Source organism: Streptomyces sp. CB02414 (assembly GCF_001905385.1).
Taxonomy (GTDB): Bacteria; Actinomycetota; Actinomycetes; order Streptomycetales; family Streptomycetaceae; genus Streptomyces.
Genome location: NZ_LIPF01000001.1, coordinates 1,335,446 through 1,357,531, shown reverse-complemented (window position 1 = coordinate 1,357,531; position 22,086 = coordinate 1,335,446). Strand labels below are relative to the sequence as shown.

The following is a 22,086-nucleotide window of genomic DNA, read 5'->3' as shown; positions in this document are numbered from 1 at the left end:
GGAACCATGGCGGAGACTTTCGGACCGATGCGGGGCCAGGGCGTCGACGACGGGATCGACGACCGGGCGCCCGGCATGGGCCCGGACGCGGCCTCTGTGCGCGAGGAGCCGATCAGGGTCCTGGTCGTGGACGACCACGCCCTGTTCCGCCGCGGCCTGGAGATCGTCCTGGCGGCCGAGGAGGACATCCAGGTCGTCGGGGAGGCCGGTGACGGCGCCGAGGCGGTGGAGAAGGCCGCCGACCTGCTGCCGGACATCGTCCTGATGGACGTGCGGATGCCCAAGCGCGGCGGCATCGAGGCCTGCACCTCCATCAAGGAGGTGGCCCCCAGCGCCAAGATCATCATGCTGACGATCAGCGACGAGGAGGCCGACCTCTACGACGCGATCAAGGCAGGGGCGACGGGTTATCTGCTCAAGGAGATCTCGACGGACGAGGTGGCCACCGCCATTCGCGCGGTGGCCGACGGGCAGTCGCAGATCAGCCCCTCCATGGCGTCGAAACTCCTCACCGAGTTCAAGTCGATGATCCAGCGGACCGACGAACGCCGGCTGGTGCCCGCGCCGCGGCTCACGGACCGCGAGATCGAAGTCCTCAAGCTCGTCGCCACGGGAATGAACAACCGGGACATCGCCAAGGAACTGTTCATCTCCGAGAACACCGTGAAGAACCACGTGCGCAACATCCTGGAGAAACTGCAGCTGCACTCCAGGATGGAGGCGGTGGTCTACGCGATGCGGGAGAAGATCCTCGAGATCCGCTGACGGTCAGGCGAGCAGGCGGGCCAGCTCTGCCGTGAGGGCCTCGCGCAGCTCGGGCGCGTCGACCCGTTCCACCCGTACGTCCGTGCAGTCGACCCAGCCCGCCGCCTCGACCAGGGCCTGGGCCACCGGCGCGGCGGCCTTGGGGCCGTCCAGCGTTATCTGCCTGGCGACCAGGGTGCGTCCCTCGCGCGCCGGGTCCACGCGGCCGACGAGCCGGCCACCGGCCAGGACGGGCATCGCGAAGTAGCCGTGCACCCGCTTCTGCCGGGGCACGTAGGCCTCCAGACGGTGGGTGAAGCCGAAGATCCGCTCGGTGCGGGCCCGCTCCCAGACCAGGGAGTCGAAGGGCGAGAGCAGCGTCGTGCGGTGACGGCCGCGCGGGGGCGTCAGCAGGGCCTCCGGATCCGCCCACGCCGGCTTCCCCCAGTCCTCCACCGTGACCGGGACCAGGCCCGAGTCGGCGATCACCGCGTCGACCTGCTCGGCCTTGAGACGGTGGTAGTCCGCGATGTCCGCGCGCGTGCCGACGCCCAGGGACCGGCCGGCCAGGCGGACCAGGCGGCGCAGGCACTCGGTGTCGTCCAGGTCGTCGTGGAGCAGGGCGGCCGGGACGGCGCGCTCGGCCAGGTCGTACACCCGCTTCCAGCCGCGGCGCTCGACGCAGACCACCTCGCCGTACATGAGCGCCCGCTCGACGGCGACCTTCGTGCCCGACCAGTCCCACCACTCGCTGGTCCTCTTCGCGCCGCCCAGGTCCGTCGCGGTGAGGGGGCCTTCGGTGCGGAGCTGCTTGACGACCTGGTCGTAGACGCCGTCGGGGAGCCGGTGGTTCCAGTGCGGGCGGTCGCGGTAGGCGCGGCGGCGGAAGGCGAAGTGGGGCCACTCCTCGATGGGGAGGACGCAGGCGGCGTGGGACCAGTACTCGAAGGCGTGAGTGTCTCGCCAGTAGGCGTCCTCGACGGTCTTGCGGCCCACCGCGCCCAGGCGGGCGTACGGGATCAGTTCGTGGGAGCGGGCGAGGACGGAGACGGTGTCGAGCTGCACCGCGCCCAGGTGACGGAGGACGCCGCGGACACCCGCGCGGCGGTCGGGGGCGCCGAGGAAGCCCTGTGCGCGCAGGGCGATGCGGCGGGCCTCGTCGGCGGAGAGCTCCGTGGCGGGGGGCGGGAGGGTCGTCATACGTCGGCACGATAGGGGGTGGGTCTGACAGTGGGCGGCGCCGTGGTGGGTGCGGGTCAGGTTCGTGCGGGCAGGTACGGGGCCGTCGACGGGAGGGCGAGGTCCGAGGGAAGGAGCGAGCCGATCCAGACGTCGCGGCGGGTGCCCTTGTTGTTGATCGCGGAGCGCAACGTGCCCTCCATGGTGTAGCCCGCGCGCTGGGCCACCGCGCGGGAGGCCGTGTTGCCGACCTCGGCGCGCCACTCCAGGCGGTCGATCGCGCGCTCGGTGAACGCCCAGCGGGAGACGGCGACGGCGGCCTCGGTGACGTAGCCCTGGCCGCGGTGTTCCTTGGTGCCCCAGAACCCGATCTCGCCGACGCCCAGGGAGATCATCGTGACGCCGAGCATCCCCACCAGGTCCCCGGCGGGGAGGAAGAGGCCGAAGGTGAACATCGAGGCGTTCGCCCACCCGTCGGGGACCATCTGCTCCGTGAAGCCGCGTGCGTGCTCCGGGAGGTAGGGGGAGGGGATCGTCGTCCAGCGCTGGATGTCGGGGTCCTGACAGGCCGCGTACACAGCCTCGGTGTCCTGAGGGCCCACCGTGCGCAGGACGAGGCGGTCGGTGGCGAGCGTGACGGGTTCCATCGGCCGATTCTGCGCGGCGGTCCGCGGTGGGCGCCAACTTTTTGCCGTGCGTGAACAGACGGTCACTTTTCGCGCGATTCGCCGACGGTGCGGCACCATCCCTGGTGCCCGGACGTTGAACCGGGTGACAGCAGACCGGAAGCTGGATGAAGGAGCACACGGTCCCCGTTACAGCGGGCTCCCGGGGCGGCGGGGTCCTCGCATACGATGGCCGTTGCTCAGTACGTCACAGGAAATCGACCGTCCCAGGCCCGACCGGCAAGGAGACCAACCCCCGTGTCCGTCCTCTCGAAGATCATGCGTGCAGGCGAAGGCAAGATCCTGCGCAAGCTGCACCGCATCGCGGACCAGGTCAACTCCATCGAAGAGGACTTCGTCGACCTCTCCGACGCCGAGCTGCGGGCCCTCACCGATGAGTACAAGCAGCGCTACGCCGACGGTGAGAGCCTGGACGACCTGCTGCCCGAAGCCTTCGCCACCGTCCGCGAGGCCGCCAAGCGCGTCCTGGGCCAGCGCCACTACGACGTGCAGATCATGGGCGGCGCCGCCCTGCACATGGGATACGTCGCCGAGATGAAGACCGGTGAGGGCAAGACCCTCGTCGGCACCCTGCCCGCCTATCTCAACGCCCTGTCCGGCGAAGGCGTGCACATCGTCACGGTCAACGACTACCTGGCCGAGCGCGACTCCGAGCTGATGGGCCGCGTCCACAAGTTCCTCGGGCTGAACGTCGGCTGCATCCTGGCCAACCAGACGCCGGCCCAGCGCCGCGAGATGTACGGCTGCGACATCACCTACGGCACGAACAACGAGTTCGGCTTCGACTACCTGCGCGACAACATGGCCTGGTCCAAGGACGAGCTCGTCCAGCGCGGTCACAACTTCGCCATCGTCGACGAGGTCGACTCCATCCTGGTGGACGAGGCCCGTACGCCGCTGATCATCTCCGGACCGGCCGACCAGGCCACCAAGTGGTACGGCGACTTCGCCAAGCTGGTCACGCGGCTGAAGAAGGGCGAGGCCGGCAACACCCTCAAGGGCATCGAGGAGACCGGCGACTACGAGGTCGACGAGAAGAAGCGCACCGTCGCCATCCACGAGTCCGGTGTCGCCAAGGTCGAGGACTGGCTGGGCATCGACAACCTCTACGAGTCGGTGAACACGCCGCTGGTCGGCTACCTGAACAACGCCATCAAGGCCAAGGAACTCTTCAAGAAGGACAAGGACTACGTCGTCATCGACGGCGAAGTCATGATCGTCGACGAGCACACCGGCCGTATCCTCGCCGGCCGCCGCTACAACGAGGGCATGCACCAGGCGATCGAGGCGAAGGAAGGGGTGGACATCAAGGACGAGAACCAGACGCTCGCCACGATCACCCTGCAGAACTTCTTCCGCCTCTACAAGCGCCACGACCACAACGGCAAGGAACAGCCCGGCCTGTCCGGCATGACCGGTACGGCGATGACCGAGGCCGCCGAGTTCCACCAGATCTACAAGCTCGGCGTGGTGCCCATCCCGACCAACCGGCCGATGATCCGCAAGGACCAGTCGGACCTGATCTACCGCACCGAGGTCGCGAAGTTCGAGGCGGTCGTCGACGACATCGAGGAGAAGCACCGCAAGGGCCAGCCGATCCTCGTCGGCACCACCTCGGTCGAGAAGTCCGAGTACCTCTCGCAGCAGCTCAGCAAGCGCGGCGTCCAGCACGAGGTGCTCAACGCCAAGCAGCACGACCGGGAGGCGACGATCGTCGCCCAGGCGGGCCGCAAGGGCTCCGTGACGGTGGCCACGAACATGGCCGGCCGTGGTACGGACATCAAGCTCGGCGGCAACCCCGAGGACCTCGCCGAGGCGGAGCTGCGCCAGCGCGGTCTCGACCCGGAGGAGCACATCGAGGAGTGGGCCGCGGCCCTGCCCGCCGCCCTGGAGCGGGCCGAGCAGGCGGTCAAGGCGGAGTTCGACGAGGTCAAGGACCTCGGCGGCCTCTACGTGCTGGGCACCGAACGCCACGAGTCGCGCCGTATCGACAACCAGCTGCGCGGCCGGTCCGGCCGTCAGGGAGACCCCGGCGAGTCCCGCTTCTACCTCTCCCTGGGCGACGACCTGATGCGCCTGTTCAAGGCCCAGATGGTCGAGCGCGTGATGTCGATGGCGAACGTCCCGGACGACGTGCCGATCGAGAACAAGATGGTCACCCGCGCGATCGCGTCCGCGCAGTCCCAGGTCGAGACCCAGAACTTCGAGACCCGCAAGAACGTCCTGAAGTACGACGAGGTCCTCAACCGGCAGCGCGAGGTCATCTACGGCGAGCGCCGCCGCGTCCTGGAGGGCGAGGACCTGCAGGAGCAGATCCAGCACTTCATGAACGACACGATCGAGGCGTACGTACGCGCGGAGACCGCCGAGGGCTTCCCGGAGGACTGGGACCTCGACCGGCTGTGGGGCGCCTTCAAGCAGCTCTACCCGGTGAAGGTCACCGTCGAGGAGCTGGAGGAGGCGGCCGGCGACCGGGCCGGACTGACCGCCGACTACATCGAGGAGTCCATCAAGGACGACGTCCTCGAGCAGTACGAGGCGCGTGAGAAGCAGCTCGGCTCCGAGATCATGCGTGAGCTGGAGCGCCGGGTCGTGCTCTCGGTCCTGGACCGCAAGTGGCGCGAGCACCTCTACGAGATGGACTACCTCCAGGAGGGCATCGGCCTGCGCGCGATGGCGCAGAAGGACCCGCTGGTCGAGTACCAGCGCGAGGGCTTCGACATGTTCCAGGCCATGATGGACGGCATCAAGGAGGAGTCCGTCGGCTACCTGTTCAACCTGGAGGTCCAGGTCGAGCAGCAGGTCGAGGAGGTCCCGGTCGAGGACGCGGCGCCGTCGCTGGAGAAGGGCGCGCAGGACGCCGTCCCGGCCCAGGCGGGCGCCCGCCCGGAGATCCGCGCCAAGGGCCTCGACGCCCCGCAGCGCCGGAACATGCACTTCTCCGCGCCGACCGTGGACGGCGAGGGCGGTGTCGTCGAGGGCGACTTCACCACCGACGAGGAGCCCGCGCGCTCCTCGTCCGACGGCCTCACCCGCGCGGAGCGCCGCAAGCAGGCCAAGGGCGGACGCCGCCGCAAGAAGTGACCGTGCGGTGCCCGCGGGCACCGTGGCCGCCGAAGGGCCGGACGCCTCCCTGCGTCCGGCCCTTCGGCCTTTCCCGGTGAAGGGCTCAGCCGTCGTGCAGGGCTCAGTCGTCGACCGCGCGCGGCCTGCGGGGGCCGCCCAGTTCCACCGCCGTGCAGCGCCAGCGCAGGTCCCGGCCCTGCTCCAGGCGGAAGGCCATCGCGCGCAGCTGGTCGCCCGCGCCGATGCGGGCGAAGACCTCCAGGGCGCCCGGCCGGGGCTCGAAGTAGCCGATGTCACGGACGACGGGGAGGGTGCCGCGCGTGCGCAGGGGTCCGCGCTCGGCGAGGTGGGCCAGTTCGTCGTAGGCGCGTCCGGCGGTGTGGCGGAGCATCGAGTGGACGGGGCGCCGGCCGCTGAGCACGTTGAGCAGCAGCTCGGCGAAGCGGTCGGTCGGGCGGAGCTGCGGTACCGGACGGCGAGGGGTCTGGGCGGGCACCACGGGCCCCGCCGCGGGCGGAGCCTCCCGGCGTACGGCCGGGACGGCGGAGCCCGGCAGAGCGGCGCCGGCAGCCGTGCGCGCAGCCGTCCTGGCGGTGCGGCCCGGCCCCGTCGTGGACGGGCGGGTGTCCGCCGGCCGCGTACGGGCTCGCGAGGACCGGCCCGGGGAGCCCGGCGGGCGGCCGCCGGGTGCCGTGGACCGTACGGCGCCGCCGCCGGGCCTGCGGGGCGGCGCGGCGCCGGGGACGCGTGACGCGGAGTCCGTGGGAGCGAGTGCCGTGGCGGCCGGCGCGACGGCGTTGGCCGGTGCGAGGCGGAGCGGGCGGGACGGCGTCCTGGTCATGACCTTGCGCATGGGGCTCCCCGGTTCGACGGCCCGGCTGGTACCGGGCAGTAACTTGTGGTCGGGGATCTTGTACGGGGCGGCGGAACGGTGCGGCAAGGAGGGGCGCGACCCGGTCGAGGGCCAGGGAGATTCACCTATCCGGGTGGTCGGGGCGTCGCAAGGCCCGGCGTGGTGCGGGGCCACCGGGTGAGTTCCGGGACGGAAGTGGACGCGTCAGGCGTCACGGGCAGGGACTCGAAAGGGGACACCCGCACGTATCCTGAAGGCTCTTCCCGGCCTTTCCCGGGCACCCGGCAAAGGCCCCGACCACGAAAGCGGCAGCCCCATGCGCGTCTACGTTCCCCTGACCCTCTCCGGTCTCGCCGAGGCGCACAGGACGGGACAGTTGGGAACCGGGCCGCTCGTCGCCCACGCCGTCACACCGGCGCTGCGCGAGTGGTACCGCTCGGACGACACCGAGGAGCTGGAGTACGCCGCGCTCAACCGGGCCGCGCTGGCCTCGCTGCGGCTGCTGGCGGCCGACGCCGGGGCGCCGCGGCGCCGGGTCGTGGTCGCCGCCGACGTACCCGACGGGGCGGCCTCCGCCGGCCCGGAGCACGGGCCCGGTCCCGCCGCGCCGGGCGAGGTGCGGGTGGCCGGACCCCTGCCGCTGGCCAAGGCGGCCTCGGTGCACGTCGACTCCGCCGACGCCGAGGCGGACGTGACCGCGGCGGCCGGGGCCCTCGATGCGGCGGACGGCGGGGACGACGACGCGCAGTTCGTGGTGGACGGGACGGAGGACCACGAGCTGCTCTGGTATGCGACGCAGGAGATCGCGAGCCTGGTCGAGGCCGCCGGCGACTGACGTCGCGGCGGCCCGCCTTGATTGTCAGTGGCGGCGGGTACGTTTTCTGGCATGGGGATGCAGACAGGGGCGCACATCGTCTGGGACTGGAACGGGACGCTGTTCCACGACAACGACGCGATCATCGGTGCGACGAACGCGGCCTTCGCCGAGCTGGGGCTGTCGCCGATCACGCTGGAGCAGTACCGGGCGTTGTACTGCGTGCCGGTGCCGAAGTTCTACGAGCGGCTGATGGGGCGGCTGCCCACCGACGCCGAGTGGCAGCTCATGGACTCGACCTTCCAGCGCCACTACACCGAGCACCGGGTGCGGTGCGGGCTCACGGCGGGCGTGGCGCAGTTGCTCGCGGACTGGGGCTCGGCGGGACGCAGCCAGTCGATCCTCAGCATGTACGGGCACGACGAGCTGGTGCCGCTGGTCAAGGGCTTCGGGATCGAGTCGCACTTCATACGCGTCGACGGACGGACCGGGCCGTCCGGGGGCAGCAAGGCGGAGCACATGGTGCGGCACATCGCCGCGCTGGCCGGTTCGGCGGCGGTCGATCCCGCGCGCACGGTGGTGATCGGGGATGCCGCGGACGACGCGGTGGCCGCGGGGCGGGTGGGGGCGCGGGCGGTGCTCTACACCGGGGGGTCGCACAGTCGGGCGAGTCTGGAGGGGGCTGGGGTGCCGGTGGTGGACACGTTGGCGGAGGCGGTCGTGGAGGCGGCGCGGTTGGCGGCGTGAGGCTGCCGCCGGTTTGCGGGGACTGAGAAGCCGGCGGGCGGCTGTGCGCTGACCCGGCGTCGGTGTGGCCGTCGGGGGTGGGTTGCGCGGCCCGGCGCTACGGGGCGTGCCGCTGCGCCCACCCGTGCCGCCCCAGCGGCACGACTGCCCGCAGCTGCGCGGGACGGCTGCGCGGGTATGACCGGTGTCTCTGTGCAGAACGTCAAAGTTTGGGTCCTGGTTTTGTACACATACGGGTCGTGACGGGAGCCCGGCGGGGGGCGATAGCCTTGTGGCGTGATCAGCGCGATAGCTCGCGGGGGCACCGTTGCCTCCGCCCTGCGCCCGGTGAGCACGGACGACATCCGTGTCCGGGCGGCGGTCGCTGGTCTTCGCGGGCGGGACGGGGCATCGAAGGCCCCCGGTACGACGCCGCGCACTCCCCGGACGGTGACGACGAGAGCGACGTCACACCTGGTGAACGTGGCGACATTGGCTGATATGCCCCCGCTCCTCTCACCTTGCGGCATAGCGTCTGAACGGACCGGACACCCCGTGTCCCGAGGACGTGCCGGAAGGCAGGAGACCGTACTTCCTTCAACGTCACGCAACGGCGCGCGACAGGAGCCAGAGGACAATGCAGACCAAGCTGGACGAAGCCAAGGCCGAGCTGCTCGAAAGGGCTGCGCGGGTAGCTGAGAACAGCCCGGTCGGGGGGCACCTACCGACTGGGACGACGGACGAGGGCACGCCGGGCACCCCGGACCAGGCATCCGTGTTCGCGTTCCTGAGGCGTTACTACCGGCACACCGCCCCGGAGGACCTGACCGACCGCGACCCGGTCGACGTCTTCGGAGCCGCCGTCTCGCACTACCGGCTGGCCGAGAACCGCCCGCAGGGCACGGCGAACGTGCGGGTGCACACCCCGACCGTCGAGGAGAACGGCTGGACGTGCAGCCACTCCGTGGTCGAGGTGGTCACCGACGACATGCCGTTCCTCGTCGACTCCGTGACCAACGAGCTGACCCGGCAGGGCCGCGGCATCCACGTCGTGGTCCACCCGCAGATCGTGGTGCGCCGCGACCTCACCGGCAAGCTCGTCGAGGTGCTCACCGGCGGACCCTCCGCCGACCTGCCGCACGACGCGCACGTCGAGTCCTGGATCCACGTCGAGATCGACCGCGAGACCGACCGCGGCGACCTGAAGCAGATCACCGCCGACCTGCTGCGCGTCCTCAACGACGTCCGCGAGACCGTCGAGGACTGGGGCAAGATGCGCGACGCGGCCGTCCGTATCGCCGAGCGGCTGCCGGACGAGCCGACCCCCGGCGACCTGCCCCCGCGGGAGCTGGAGGAGGCCCGCGAACTGCTGCGCTGGCTGGCCGACGACCACTTCACCTTCCTCGGCTACCGCGAGTACGAGCTGCGCGGCGACGACTCCCTGGCCGCCGTCCCCGGCACCGGCCTCGGCATCCTGCGCTCCGACCCGCACCACGCGTCCGACGAGAGCCACCCGGTCAGCCCCTCCTTCGAGCGGCTCCCGGCCGACGCCCGGGCCAAGGCCCGCGAGCACCGGCTGCTGGTGCTGACCAAGGCCAACAGCCGGGCGACCGTGCACCGGCCGTCGTACCTGGACTACATCGGCGTCAAGAAGTTCGACGAGAACGGCAACGTCGTCGGTGAGCGCCGCTTCCTCGGGCTCTTCTCGTCCGCCGCCTACACCGAGTCCGTCCGCCGGGTGCCGGTGATCCGGCGCAAGGTGGAGGAGGTGCTGGAGCGGGCCGGGTTCTCGCCCAACAGCCACGACGGCCGGGACCTGCTGCAGATCCTGGAGACCTACCCGCGCGACGAGCTGTTCCAGACGCCGCCGGACGAGCTCCAGTCCATCGTCACCTCCGTGCTCTACCTCCAGGAGCGGCGCCGGCTGCGGCTCTACCTGCGCCAGGACGAGTACGGGCGCTACTACTCGGCCCTCGTCTACCTCCCCCGCGACCGCTACACCACCGGCGTGCGGCTGCGGATCATCGACATCCTCAAGGAGGAGCTCGGCGGCACCAGCGTCGACTTCACGGCCTGGAACACCGAGTCGATCCTGTCCCGGCTGCACTTCGTGGTCCGCGTCCCGCAGGGCACCGAGCTGCCGCACCTGTCCGACGCCGACAAGGAACGCGTCGAGGCCCGTCTCGTCGAGGCCGCCCGCTCCTGGGCCGACGGGTTCGCCGAGGCGCTGACCGCCGAGTTCGGCGAGGAGCACGCGGCGGAGCTGCTGCGCCGCTACGGCAGCGCCTTCCCGGAGGGCTACAAGGCCGACCACGGCCCGCGCTCCGCGGTCGCCGACCTCGGTCACCTGGAGCGGCTCGACGAGGAGAAGACCTTCGCGCTGAGCCTGTACGAGCCGGTCGGTGCCGCGCCCGAGGAACGCCGGTTCAAGATCTACCAGAAGGGCGGCACGGTCTCCCTGTCCGCCGTGCTGCCGGTGCTCAGCCGGCTCGGCGTCGAGGTCACCGACGAGCGGCCGTACGAGCTGCGCTGCGCGGACCGCACCACGGCCTGGATCTACGACTTCGGGCTGCGTATGCCGAAGTCGGTGGCCGGCGGCGCCGAATACCTGGGCGACGACGCCCGCGAGCGGTTCCAGGAAGCCTTCGCCGCGACCTGGAACGGGCAGGCGGAGAACGACGGCTTCAACTCCCTGGTGCTCAGCGCCGGCCTGACCTGGCGGCAGGCCATGGTGCTGCGCGCGTACGCCAAGTACCTGCGGCAGGCCGGGTCGACGTTCAGCCAGGACTACATGGAGGACACCCTCCGCAACAACGTCCACACCACGCGCCTGCTGGTCTCCCTCTTCGAGGCGCGGATGGCCCCGGAGCGCCAGCGGGCCGGGCGGGAGATCGTCGACGCCCTGCTCGAAGAGGTCGACGCGGCCCTCGACCAGGTCGCCAGCCTCGACGAGGACCGCATCCTGCGCTCCTTCCTCACCGTCATCAAGGCGACGCTGCGGACGAACTTCTTCCAGGAGGCGGCGGGCGGCAAGCCGCACGACTACGTCTCCATGAAGTTCGACCCGCAGGCCATCCCCGACCTGCCCGCGCCCCGTCCGGCGTTCGAGATCTGGGTGTACTCGCCGCGTGTCGAGGGCGTCCACCTGCGCTTCGGCAAGGTCGCGCGCGGCGGGCTGCGCTGGTCGGACCGGAGGGAGGACTTCCGCACGGAGATCCTCGGCCTGGTCAAGGCGCAGATGGTGAAGAACACCGTCATCGTGCCGGTCGGCGCCAAGGGCGGCTTCGTCGCCAAGCAGCTGCCGGACCCGAGCGTCGACCGCGACGCCTGGATGGCCGAGGGCATCGCCAGCTACAAGACGTTCATCTCGGCACTGCTCGACATCACCGACAACATGGTGGCCGGCGAGGTCGTGCACCCCGCGGACGTCGTCCGGCACGACGAGGACGACACGTACCTCGTGGTCGCCGCCGACAAGGGCACGGCGAAGTTCTCGGACATCGCCAACGAGGTCGCCGAGTCCTACAACTTCTGGCTCGGCGACGCCTTCGCCTCCGGCGGCAGCGCGGGCTACGACCACAAGGGCATGGGCATCACCGCCCGCGGCGCCTGGGAGTCCGTCAAGCGGCACTTCCGGGAGCTGGGCGTGGACACCCAGACCCAGGACTTCACGGTCGTCGGCATCGGCGACATGTCCGGCGACGTGTTCGGCAACGGCATGCTGCTGTCCGAGCACATCCGCCTGGTCGCCGCCTTCGACCACCGGCACATCTTCGTCGACCCGAACCCGGACTCGGCCACCTCGTACGCCGAGCGGCGCCGTCTGTTCGAGCTGCCGCGCTCCTCCTGGGAGGACTACGACACCGCGCTGATCTCGGCGGGCGGCGGCGTCTTCCCGCGCTCGGCCAAGTCGATCCCGGTCAACGCGCACATGCGCGAGGCCCTCGGCATCGAGTCCGGCGTCACCAAGCTGACCCCGGCCGAGCTGATGAAGGCGATCCTCAGCTCCCCGGTTGACCTGCTGTGGAACGGCGGCATCGGCACGTACGTCAAGGCGTCCACCGAGTCCAACGGCGACGTCGGCGACAAGGGCAACGACGCCATCCGCGTCGACGGCAAGGACCTGCGGGTCCAGGTCGTGGGCGAGGGCGGCAACCTGGGCCTGACCCAGCTGGGCCGGATCGAGTTCGCCCGCACCGGCGGCAAGATCAACACGGACGCCATCGACAACAGCGCGGGCGTGGACACCTCCGACCACGAGGTGAACATCAAGATCCTGCTCAACGGTCTGGTCAAGGACGGCGACATGACCGTCAAGCAGCGCAACAAGCTGCTGGCCCAGATGACCGACGAGGTCGGCGCGCTGGTCCTGCGCAACAACTACGCGCAGAACACGGCGATCGCCAACGCGCTCGCCCAGTCCAACGACATGCTCCACGCCCAGCAGCGCTTCATGCGCCACCTGGTGCGCGAAGGCCGCCTCGACCGGGCCCTGGAGTTCCTGCCCACCGACCGCCAGATCCGGGAACGCCTCGGCGCCGGACAGGGCCTGACCGGCCCGGAGACGGCCGTACTGCTGGCGTACACGAAGATCACGGTCGCCGAGGAGCTGCTGCACACCTCGCTGCCCGACGACCCGTACCTCAAGGGCCTGCTGCACGCCTACTTCCCGACGGCGCTGCGCGAGCAGTTCCTGGACCAGATCGACGGCCACCCGCTGCGCCGCGAGATCACGACGACCGTCCTGGTCAACGACACGGTCAACACGGGCGGTACGACGTACCTGCACCGGATGCGCGAGGAGACCGGCGCGTCGCTGGAGGAGATCGTGCGGGCGCAGACCGCGGCCCGGGCGATCTTCCGCTCCTCCCCGGTGTGGGACGCGGTGGAGGCCCTGGACACCAAGGTCGAGGCCGCCGTCCAGACGCGCATCCGGCTGCACTCGCGGCGCCTGGTCGAGCGCGGCACGCGCTGGCTGCTCAACAACCGGCCGCAGCCGCTGGAGCTCGCCGAGACGGTGGACTTCTTCGCCGAGCGCGTCGAGCAGGTCTGGTCGCAGCTGCCGAAGCTGCTGCGCGGCGCGGACGCGGAGTGGTACCAGCACATCTACGACGAGCTGACCGCCGCCGGTGTCCCGGACGAGCCGGCCACGCGGGTGGCCGGGTTCTCCTCGGCCTTCCCGACGCTGGACATCGTGTCGGTGGCCGACCGCATGGGCAAGGAGCCGCTGGACGTCGCCGAGGTGTACTACGACCTCGCCGACCGGCTCAGCGTCACCCAGCTGATGGACCGGATCAGCGATCTGCCCCGCAACGACCGCTGGCAGTCCATGGCCCGCGCGGCGATCCGCGAGGACCTGTACGCGGCGCACGCGGCGCTCACCGCCGACGTGCTGGCGGCCGGCAACGGCACGTCGACGCCCGAGCAGCGGTTCAAGGCGTGGGAGCAGAAGAACGCGGCGATCCTCGGCCGGGCCCGCACCACGCTGGAGGAGATCCACGGCTCGGACGCGTTCGACCTGTCCAACCTGTCCGTGGCGATGCGGACGATGCGGACGCTGCTGCGGACGCACTCGTGACGGCGTAGCCGTGTGAGGCGCCCCGGGTCGAGGTGACCCGGGGCGCCTTCATGTCCGGTCTGCCTGGTGTGTCCGGAACTCCGCATAAGGTGACGGGGTGACTGGGCGTCTCTGGACCGCACGCGTCGCCGCGCTCGTCCTCCTGCTGCTCCTGCTCCTGGCCGTCGTCCGGCTGCCCTGGGCCGGTGACCTGGGCATCCACGCGGCCACCGTCGAACGACTGCGGCACAGCCTCACCGACCCCGGCAACCCCCTCGTCGACGCGGACACGCCGAGCCCGTACTACTCGCCGTGGACGGTGCTGCTCGGTGCACTGGCCAAGCTGACCGGGTTCTCCGTCTTCGTCGTGCTGCGGATCGGGGCGCTGGTGGCGCTCGGGGTGCTGGTGACGGGGGTGTGGCGCTACGTCCGCACGCTGAGCGGGCACCCGGCGGCGCCGCCGCTCGCGCTGCTGTGTCTGGTCCTGTTGTGGGGCACGGAGGAGTTCAGCTGGAGCGGTTTCCTCGGCTTCCACTCCCTCGCGCTGACGGTGGCCTACCCGAGCGTGCTCGCGCTCGGTCTCGCGTTCCACCTGTGGGCGTGGCTGGCGCGGCGGCCGGCCGGCCGGTGGCTCTGGGCCGGGTGCGGGGCGCTGTGGGCGGTGATCCTGCTCGTGCACCAGTTCTCGGGGGTCGTCGCCTCGTTGGGCGCGCTCGCCGTCGTGCTCGGCTCCCGGGCGGGGTGGCGGGTCTGGGGGCGGCTGGGTGTGGGGCTGGTGCTGGGGGTGGTGGTGCTGTGGGCCTGGCCGTACTACGACTTCTTCGCCCTGCTCGGTGCGGGGGACGGGATGAACGCGGTGCACCGGTCGCTGTACCGGGAGCTGCCCGGGCGGTACTGGCTGGTGCTGGTGGGAGTGGCGGCGCTGGGGGTGCGGTGGTGGCGGGACCGGCGTGACGTACTGGTGCTGTTCTTCGCGCTGGGCGCGGTGGTCTTCGTGGCGGGCGGGGTGAGCGGGCACTGGTCCTGGGGGAGGGCGCTGCCCGCCGCGCTGATCCCGGCGCAGCTCGCGGTGGCGCTGGAGGTGGTCGGGCCGGGCCGGCGGGCGGCGCGGACGGTGTGGGCGTGCGTGCTGGGCGCGGCGCTGGCGGCGGGGGCGTGGGCGCAGGCGGGGACGCTGGGGTACGTGGTGGACCGGGGGCTGCTGCCGGGGGTGGTCGAGGCGAAGTACCGGGAGCCCTGGGCGGGGTACCGGTGGATCACGCCGTGGGTGGGGTACGGGGACGTGGTCATGGCGCGGGAGTTTCCCTCGCGGCAGATTCCGGCGTACGGGGCGTACACCGTGGCTCCCGGGTATCCCGACTTCTTCCTGCGGGACGAGGGGGAGCGGGTGGGGGCGGTGCGGGCGTACTTCTCGGAGGGGGTGGAGGGGAGTGTGCGGCGGGGGATCTTGCGGGAGTACGGGGTGCGGTGGGTGGTGGATCGGGGGGATGGGCTGCGGGGGGTTGAGGGATTGCGGGTGGTGGCGCGGGGGCCGGGTGGGGAGGTGCTGTACGCGGTGGCGTGAGCGGGGTGGGTGTGGCCGTCGGGGGGGGGTGCCGCAGCCCGGCGTGGCGGGGTGCCGCTGCGCCCACCCGGGCCGCCCCAGCGGCACGACTGCCCGCAGCTGCGGCAGCTGCGGCCGAGCGTCAGCGCAGGACGCTCGCCGCCAAATGCGCCGCGCGTCTCACGCGTGGGGTGGCCAGGCGGCGCAGGGTTGGGCGGATGACCGTCGCTGTGGCGCCGACCGGCTGCCAGCGGACCTGGAGCCGTCCTGGGTTGTGGCCCTCCGGTTCCACCGTGACCCGGTGGGGCAGGGCGCCCGAGCGGTACGGGATCCGGGCGGTGAGGGGTGGGAAGGCGAGGGGAGCCAGGAGGAATCCTGTGTGGGTCCGGCCCTGGTGGCGGAGCCGGAGTACGGGATGGCGGACGCCCTCGAAGCCCTGGAGGGGGAGGCGGGCCGCCGCCAGGTCCAGGCGCACGCGGCCCTCGAAGACGCCGGGGCGGACGGGCGAGAGGCGGAAGGGGACCGTGAGGCGACGGCGGCCGGGGGCGAGGTGGAGGACGGCGCGTTGGGGGCCGACCGGGAGGCGGAGGGCGGGGTCGTAGGTGCGGACGGTCAGGCCGACCGTGGCGCCGGGGCCGCGTGCGATCTCCGTGATCTCGTGACGGAGGTGGGCGGCGAAGAACGGGCGGGTGTCCAGCTCCAGCTCCGTCAGGTCCAGCTCGCGGCGGGCCGGCTCCGAGCGCGGGACCTGCTCGCCCCAGTAGGTGCGGCCGTCCGCCGGGTCCGGCGTGATGTGGCGCGGGGCCACGCCGTGGCCGAGTCCCCGGGCCGCGACGCGTACGTCGGACAGGCGGCGCTCGCGGACCAGCTGGAGCACCACGCGTTCGTCGCGGGGCAGGCGCGCACAGGCGCCCGGGGTGAGCGTGTCGAGGTACGGGACCACGATGTCCGCGAAGGACGCGAGCCAGGCGTCGTCCCGGTACGGCAGGTCACCGGCGTACATCCGGAAGTCGTGCTTGAGGAACTTGAAGTCCTTGTCCTCCCGCAGCGACTCGTGCCCGCTCTCCGCCAGGAACCCGTCGATGAGGCGCTGCACGTGGACGCGGTCGCGGACGTTGGTCAGTTTGTGCCGCTGGTTGGAGATGGAGGCAGCCTCGGAGGCCGCGTACGGTGCGATGTACCAGCGGTAGACCGGCTCGGGCACGACGGTGAAGGTCTTGGCCAGGCAGTACGCCTGCGCCGAGAAGAGCTGGTCCTCGTAGTGGATGCCCTCGGGGAAGCGCAGGTCGTGGCGGTCGAGGAAGGCGCGGGCGTACATCTTGCTGGTCGACAGGTGCTCGAAGAACAGCCGCGGGTCGGCCTCGATGCCGTCGAGTGTGCGACGTTCGGCGACCAGGTGCGGCATCCAGGTCGTGCGGCGTCCGCCGTCCACGCGTATCCGGTGCACCGCCCCCATCGCGAAGTCGATGTCCCGTTCGCGGTGGGCGGCGAGCAGGACCTCGACGGCGCGCTCGGGGAGTTCGTCGTCGCTGTCCAGGAACATCAGGTACGGGGCACGGGCGATCTCCAGGGCGCGGTTGCGCGGGGCGCTGCACCCACCGCTGTTCTCGGGCAGCCGCAGGTACACCACGCGGGGATCGCGGGCCGCCAGCTCGCGCGCCACCTCCTCGGTCGCGTCCGTCGAGTGGTCGTCGCTGATGACGACCTCGATGTTCGCGTGGGTCTGGCGCAGTACGGACGCCACCGCGCGGGGGAGGCGTTCGGCGTCGTTGTAGACGATGACCGTGACGGTCACGTCGGGGGTCGTGTGCGTCTCCCGGTCGGTGCTCATGACGTGGTCGCCTCCTCGGGGCTGGGGGCCGGGGTGCGTTCCTCGACGGGCAGGACGGGAGGCAGGGTCCGCTCGTCCTCGCCGAGGAAGACCCGGCGGACGACGCGTTCGGCGGCGCGGCCGTCGTCGTACTCGCAGAACCGGCGGCGGAAGGCGGCCCGCGCCTTCGCCGCCCGCTCGTCGCGCCAGGCGTCGGTGGTGAGGAACTCCGTCAGCTGGGCCTGGTCGCGGGCGACCGGTCCCGGGGCCTCGGCCGTCAGGTCGAAGTAGACGCCGCGGGTGGTGCGGTACGTCTCCCAGTCGTCGGCGTGGATGACGATCGGGCGGTCCAGGTTGGCGTAGTCGAACATGATCGACGAGTAGTCGGTGACCAGCGCGTCGGCGGCCAGGCACAGCTCCTCGACCGGGTCGTAGGAGGAGACGTCGAGGATCCGGCCGGTGCGCCGCAGGCCCGTCAGGGGCGAGGCGGTGGTCTCGTAGAAGTAGTGGGCGCGCACCAGCAGGACCGTGTCCTCGCCGAGCCGGTCGGCGAGCGCGGCCAGGTCCAGGCGGGGCGTCCAGCCGGCCTCGTAGTCGCGGTGGGTGGGCGCGTACAGGATCGCCCGGTGTCCGGGCGCGATGCCGAGGCGGTCGCGGACCGCGCGGACGTCGGTGGCACCGGCCGTGTAGAAGACGTCGTTGCGCGGATAGCCGTGGTCGAGGGAGACGTGGCGGGACGGGTACGCCCGCTGCCACATGCGCGTGGAGTGGCTGTTGGCGCTGACGCTGAAGTCCCACCGGTCCACCCGGTCGAGGAGCGCCTGGAAGTCGAGGCCGCGGGCGGCGGCGGGGTACGGCATCTGGTCCAGGCCCATGCGCTTGAGCGGGGTGCCGTGGTGGGTTTGGAGGTGGACGGTGCCGGGGCGTTTGACCACCGCGTCCGGGAAGTTGACGTTGTTGACGAGGTACTTGGCGCGGGCCAGCACCTCCCAGTAGCGGCGGGTGCCGGGGACGACGTGATCGGTGCCGGGCGGCAGCAGGGCCGCGTTCGCCGCGGTGACCACCCACACCGGACGCACGCTCGGGGCGAGTTCGGCGAGCTCGGCGGCTATGGCGGCCGGGTTGCAGGCGACGCCGCGCGCCCAGTACGCCGAGAAGACGGCGAGGTGCTGGTCGACCGGCTCGGCGAGCGCCCGGCGGTACTGGAGGGTACGCAGCCGCGTCCCGGCGTGGTGCCTGGCGGTGCGCGCCGCCGACCGCACCCGGCGGCGCGTGCGGTTGGCGGCCTGGAGCGCGCGGTACTCGGCGTGCGCGTCCCGCTCCAGCAGCGACCGGCGTACTCCTTCGAGGCCGGTGCGGCGCCGGTGGCCCTCGGGGAGGTGGTGCCGGGCGGCCAGGGAGGCGCGGTGGAAGAACTCCCGCGCGACGTCGTCCGGCATCCCGGCGCGGGCGTGGGCGCGCAGGCAGTCGCGGACCATCAGGTCGTACAGGACGGCGTGGACGGCGGGGCGGGCGGCGGACAGGTCCAGGAGCCGCTCGTAGCGCTCGACCAGGGCGTAGTGCGCCTCGGGCGGGACCGGCGGCAGGCTCTCGGGGCGCAGCCGCCGGTCCTCGTACGCCGGGTGGGGGAGGCAGGCGACGCGGTCGGCGAGCAGCAGGGCGGTGTACGCGGCGAACGGCTCGTCGTCGGTGGTGAGGAGCCGTTCGTGGGCCCGCCAGAACGCGGCGCGCACGGTGCGGTTGCCGAGCAGCGGGGTCGTCGCGAGCAGTGCCGGGTGGTCGTCGAGGGGGAGAGCGGAGCCGGCCGCGCGGGCCAGGCGGGGACCGTCGGGGGAGGGGAGGCCGGCGGCCCGCCAGGTGCTGCGGACGTGGTCGAGGAGCAGGACGTCCACCGTGCCGGGGAGATCCGCGGTGTGCTCGGCGACCGTGCGCGGGGCGCCCGCGGGTACGCCGTCCTTGGCGTGGACGAAGTGCAGCCACCGGCCCGACGCCCGGCCCGCCCCCGCCGCGCGGGCCGCGGCGTCGCCCGCCCCGTCCGGGAGGGGGATCACGGTGAACGCGGGGATGTGCCGCTCGGCCGCCTCCCGCGCCCAGTCCCCGACGGCGGCGACGATCACCTCGAAGCCGGTGAGCGGGTGGGCGTCGAGGGTGTCGAGGAGGGCGGGCAGGTGGTCCTGGACGTTGGCACCGTGGACGATGACGCTGAGGTCGGGGGTCTCGGACATCGCGGGGACTCCTTCGCCGTCGTCGCTCCCGGCACACTCCTGTTCGGTCGTTCGGCCATAGTGGCACTAATCAGGCAAAAGGGTTAACCGCAGGTGCGCCTCCCGGGGGAAGGCGCGACGCCCTGGAGGCGGTCAGGCGGCCGTCTTCGCCTTGGGGGCGGGCTTGGCCGCGGGCTTGGGTCCGGCCGCCTTGTCCGGACCGCCGGTGAACTTCTCGTACTCCCGCAGGACCTCCTCCGTCGGCCCGTCCATGCGCAGCTCGCCCCGCTCCAGCCACAGCACCCGGTCGCAGGTGTCGCGGATGGACTTGTTGCTGTGGCTCACCAGGAACACCGTGCCGGCGTGCTTGCGCAGCTCCCGGATGCGTGCCTCGGAGCGCTTCTGGAAGGAGCGGTCACCGGTGGCCAGTGCCTCGTCGACGAGGAGGACGTCGTGGTCCTTGGCGGCGGCGATGGAGAAGCGCAGCCGGGCCGCCATGCCCGAGGAGTACGTGCGCATGGGCAGGGTGATGAAGTCGCCCTTGTCGTTGATCCCGGAGAAGTCGACGATCTCCTGGTACCGCTCCTTGATCTGCGCGCGGGACATGCCCATCGCCAGGCCGCCGAGGTGCACGTTGCGCTCGCCGGTGAGGTCGTTCATCAGGGCCGCGTTGACGCCGAGGAGGGAGGGCTGACCGTCGGTGTAGATGCGGCCGTTCTCCACCGGGAGCAGGCCGGCGACCGCCTTGAGCAGGGTCGACTTGCCGGAGCCGTTGGTGCCGATCAGGCCGATGGCCTCGCCCCGGTACGCCACGAAGGACACGTTCTTGACGGCGTGCACCCGGCGTACGCCCGCCGCCTTCTCGGTCTTCTTCCGGCGCACGATGCGGTTGAGGGCGGCGGTCGCCGAGCCCCGGCCCGCGCCGGTGCCGTTGACCCGGTAGACGATGTCGACGCCGTCGGCGACGACGGTGGGGACGCGCTCGGCGGGGGTGTTGTCAGCGGGGGTGTCAGCCACGACCGTACGTCTCCTCGGCCTTCCAGAAGTAGATGAAGCCGCCGATGCCGGCGACCAGCGCCCAGCCCAGCGCCAGCGCCCACACGTGGGGCGGCAGGTGGCCCGCGTCGAAGGTGTCGATCAGGGCGAAGCGCATCAGGTCGATGTAGACGACGGCGGGGTTGAGCTGGAGCACGGTGCCCACCCAGGACGGCAGGCCGCTGTCCGGGCCGGTCATGTGGTCGATGCTGAACATGACCCCGGAGGCGTACATCCAGGTGCGCAGCACGAACGGCATCAGCTGGGCCGCGTCGGGGATCTTGGAACCCACCCGGGCCATGAACAGCGACACGCCCGCGTTGAACAGGAACTGCAGCACCAGCGCCGGCACCGCCAGCACCCAGGACGGGGCGGGCGGCACGCCGAAGGCGAGCAGGATGACGACGAGGGCGGCCATCGAGAACAGCAGCTGCTGGAGCTGCTGGAGGCAGAACGAGACCGGCAGCGCGGCCCGGGGGAAGTGCAGGGCGCGGACCAGGCCCAGGTTGCCGGAGACGGCCCGGGTGCCCGCCATGATCGAGCTCTGCGTGAACGTCCACACGAACACGCCGGTGACCAGGAACGGGACGAAGTCCTCCACGCCGCGGCTGGTGTTCATCAGCACGCCGAAGATGAAGTAGTACACCGCCGCGTTGAGCAGGGGCGTCATCACCTGCCAGACCTGGCCCAGCTTGGCCTGGCTGTACTGGGCGGTGAGCTTGGCGGTGGAGAAGGCGCCGATGAAGTGCCGGCGCGCCCACAGCTGGCGGACGTACTCGGGCAGGGAGGGGCGGGCGCCGCTGACCGTCAGACCGTGGCGGGCGGCGAGGGCCGCGAGGTCGTGTTCGTCGGCGGCGGCCGGGGCCGGTGTCGGAGGCGGTGTGTGGAGGACCTGGCTCACATCCGCTGCTTTCGCTCGGGGGAGGGATGGCGGCGCCCGGCGTTCACCTGCGTGTCGGAGCGGGTTCATTAACGTCGGGACGGGACCGTATCGTCGCAACGTGAGCGTAGGGCGTGGCGACGTCGGAACGCAACCGTTTCGTCGTGACGCCCTATGCTTGGCCCGCATGACGACCAACGCCGACGAGCCGCAGCCGCAGCCGCGCCCGCGCCGCCGGGCACCCGCCGGGGCGGCGGTGCTCCGCGAGGATGTGACGGAGGCCATCCGGGCGGCGGTCTTCGAGGAGCTGGCGGCGGTCGGCTACGCGCGGATGTCCATCGAGGGCATCGCGCGCCGCGCGGGCGTCGGCAAGACGGCCGTCTACCGTCGCTGGCGCTCCAAGCTGCACCTGGTCCTCGACATCGTCTCCGCGCTCGCCGTGCAGGGCCTGCCCGCGCCCGACACCGGGTCCCTGGAGGGCGACCTGCGGCTGCTGTACGAGGTGACGTCCCGCGCCCTGCGCCACCCGGTGGCCTCGCAGGTCATCCCCGACCTCCAGGCGGAGGCGGCCCGTAATCCCGACATCGCGGAAGCCATGCGGAAGACCCTGCGGGAAGGGCAGGACGGCGTCGCCAGCAAGATCCTCGAGGCGGCGACGGAACGCGGCGAACTGAGCCCGGCCGTCGACCCCGACCTCGCCCTCGACCTGATCTCGGGCCCGCTCTACTGGCGCTCGGTGGTCATCCGCAGCCCGAAGCTGCCGAAGGGGTACCTGGCGGCACTGGCGCGGGCCACGGCGGAGGGGCTGAAGGCGCTCTGAGGGCGGCCGGGTCACGACGCCTGCCGTCCTGACGGACCATGTGGCTGCGCAGCGTCCCCTCGTAGACCAGACCCAGCCATGCGGAGGGCAGGAGTGACTCGGCGTGGTCGACGGAGAGCGGGACCAGGCAGACCGTCCGGCCGGAGAGGGTGTCGTTGCTCATACGCAA

Annotated in this window: 14 protein-coding genes; 7 read left to right on the top strand and 7 right to left on the bottom strand. The window is 71.7% G+C overall.

Features of this window, described 5'->3' with window-relative positions:
- The first annotated feature begins 6 nt into the window (after positions 1 to 6).
- Positions 7 to 765 carry a response regulator gene (locus tag AMK11_RS06015; protein WP_073723779.1) on the top strand — a complete coding sequence of 253 codons (759 nt, stop codon included), beginning with the start codon at positions 7 to 9 and terminating at the stop codon, positions 763 to 765.
- 3 nt (positions 766 to 768) lie between these two features.
- Here the strand turns inward: AMK11_RS06015 and AMK11_RS06010 are convergent, their stop codons facing one another.
- Together AMK11_RS06010 and AMK11_RS06005 are read right to left on the bottom strand one after the other, a co-directional pair.
- Positions 769 to 1,944, bottom strand: coding sequence for a winged helix-turn-helix domain-containing protein (locus AMK11_RS06010; RefSeq protein WP_073723777.1), 1,176 nt, complete (start codon positions 1,942 to 1,944; stop codon positions 769 to 771).
- Between the two features lie 56 nt (positions 1,945 to 2,000).
- Entirely contained in the window at positions 2,001 to 2,570 is a 570-nt protein-coding gene (locus AMK11_RS06005) for a GNAT family N-acetyltransferase (protein ID WP_073723775.1), read from the bottom strand.
- Positions 2,571 to 2,846: 276 nt separating this feature from the next.
- Between AMK11_RS06005 and secA the strand changes: the two genes are divergently transcribed.
- Positions 2,847 to 5,693: a preprotein translocase subunit SecA gene (secA, locus tag AMK11_RS06000; RefSeq protein WP_073723773.1), complete on the top strand. Its 2,847-nt coding sequence runs from the start codon at positions 2,847 to 2,849 to the stop codon at positions 5,691 to 5,693.
- Positions 5,694 to 5,796: 103 nt separating this feature from the next.
- Here secA and AMK11_RS37765 read toward each other — a convergent pair whose 3' ends face one another.
- Positions 5,797 to 6,528 (bottom strand): Rv3235 family protein, encoded by a 732-nt coding sequence (locus AMK11_RS37765; protein WP_073723771.1) that lies wholly within the window; start codon positions 6,526 to 6,528, stop codon positions 5,797 to 5,799.
- A gap of 316 nt (positions 6,529 to 6,844) precedes the next feature.
- Here AMK11_RS37765 and AMK11_RS05990 point away from each other — a divergent pair, with 316 nt between their 5' ends.
- The 4 genes from AMK11_RS05990 (at position 6,845) to AMK11_RS05975 (ending at position 15,189) form a co-directional block, all read left to right on the top strand.
- Entirely contained in the window at positions 6,845 to 7,363 is a 519-nt protein-coding gene (locus AMK11_RS05990; RefSeq protein WP_073723769.1) for a DUF6912 family protein, read from the top strand.
- 51 nt (positions 7,364 to 7,414) lie between these two features.
- Positions 7,415 to 8,089, top strand: coding sequence for an HAD family hydrolase (locus tag AMK11_RS05985; RefSeq protein ID WP_073723767.1), 675 nt, complete (start codon positions 7,415 to 7,417; stop codon positions 8,087 to 8,089).
- A gap of 616 nt (positions 8,090 to 8,705) precedes the next feature.
- On the top strand, positions 8,706 to 13,646 hold the full coding sequence (locus AMK11_RS05980; RefSeq protein WP_073723765.1) for an NAD-glutamate dehydrogenase: 4,941 nt from the start codon (positions 8,706 to 8,708) through the stop codon (positions 13,644 to 13,646).
- A 97-nt stretch (positions 13,647 to 13,743) separates the two neighbouring features.
- Complete coding sequence (locus AMK11_RS05975; RefSeq protein ID WP_073723763.1) at positions 13,744 to 15,189, top strand: hypothetical protein; 1,446 nt, start codon at positions 13,744 to 13,746, stop codon at positions 15,187 to 15,189.
- A 121-nt stretch (positions 15,190 to 15,310) separates the two neighbouring features.
- Here AMK11_RS05975 and AMK11_RS05970 read toward each other — a convergent pair whose 3' ends face one another.
- From AMK11_RS05970 to AMK11_RS05955, 4 genes are all read right to left on the bottom strand, one after another.
- On the bottom strand, positions 15,311 to 16,999 hold the full coding sequence (locus AMK11_RS05970; RefSeq protein ID WP_073723761.1) for a glycosyltransferase family 2 protein: 1,689 nt from the start codon (positions 16,997 to 16,999) through the stop codon (positions 15,311 to 15,313).
- Positions 16,996 to 19,203, bottom strand: coding sequence for a CDP-glycerol glycerophosphotransferase family protein (locus AMK11_RS05965; RefSeq protein ID WP_073723759.1), 2,208 nt, complete (start codon positions 19,201 to 19,203; stop codon positions 16,996 to 16,998). Before AMK11_RS05965 ends, AMK11_RS05970 begins: the two co-directional genes overlap by 4 nt.
- Before the next feature lie 132 nt (positions 19,204 to 19,335).
- Entirely contained in the window at positions 19,336 to 20,199 is an 864-nt protein-coding gene (locus AMK11_RS05960) for an ABC transporter ATP-binding protein (protein ID WP_073723757.1), read from the bottom strand.
- On the bottom strand, positions 20,192 to 21,118 hold the full coding sequence (locus AMK11_RS05955; RefSeq protein WP_073723755.1) for an ABC transporter permease: 927 nt from the start codon (positions 21,116 to 21,118) through the stop codon (positions 20,192 to 20,194). Before AMK11_RS05955 ends, AMK11_RS05960 begins: the two co-directional genes overlap by 8 nt.
- A gap of 166 nt (positions 21,119 to 21,284) precedes the next feature.
- Between AMK11_RS05955 and AMK11_RS05950 the strand changes: the two genes are divergently transcribed.
- A complete protein-coding gene (locus AMK11_RS05950) occupies positions 21,285 to 21,917 on the top strand; it encodes a TetR/AcrR family transcriptional regulator (RefSeq protein ID WP_073723753.1) in 633 nt (210 codons plus the stop codon).
- Positions 21,918 to 22,086 lie beyond the last annotated feature (169 nt).

Bases quoted from the DNA above. Each gene is read 5' to 3' on its own strand.
- AMK11_RS06015 (WP_073723779.1), top strand. From the start codon at position 7: ATGGCGGAGACTTTCGGACCGATGCGGGGCCAGGGCGTCGACGACGGG.
- AMK11_RS06010 (WP_073723777.1), bottom strand. From the start codon at position 1,944: ATGACGACCCTCCCGCCCCCCGCCACGGAGCTCTCCGCCGACGAGGCC.
- AMK11_RS06005 (WP_073723775.1), bottom strand. From the start codon at position 2,570: ATGGAACCCGTCACGCTCGCCACCGACCGCCTCGTCCTGCGCACGGTG.
- AMK11_RS37765 (WP_073723771.1), bottom strand. From the start codon at position 6,528: ATGCGCAAGGTCATGACCAGGACGCCGTCCCGCCCGCTCCGCCTCGCA.
- AMK11_RS05990 (WP_073723769.1), top strand. From the start codon at position 6,845: ATGCGCGTCTACGTTCCCCTGACCCTCTCCGGTCTCGCCGAGGCGCAC.
- AMK11_RS05985 (WP_073723767.1), top strand. From the start codon at position 7,415: ATGGGGATGCAGACAGGGGCGCACATCGTCTGGGACTGGAACGGGACG.
- AMK11_RS05980 (WP_073723765.1), top strand. From the start codon at position 8,706: ATGCAGACCAAGCTGGACGAAGCCAAGGCCGAGCTGCTCGAAAGGGCT.
- AMK11_RS05970 (WP_073723761.1), bottom strand. From the start codon at position 16,999: ATGAGCACCGACCGGGAGACGCACACGACCCCCGACGTGACCGTCACG.
- AMK11_RS05965 (WP_073723759.1), bottom strand. From the start codon at position 19,203: ATGTCCGAGACCCCCGACCTCAGCGTCATCGTCCACGGTGCCAACGTC.
- AMK11_RS05950 (WP_073723753.1), top strand. From the start codon at position 21,285: ATGACGACCAACGCCGACGAGCCGCAGCCGCAGCCGCGCCCGCGCCGC.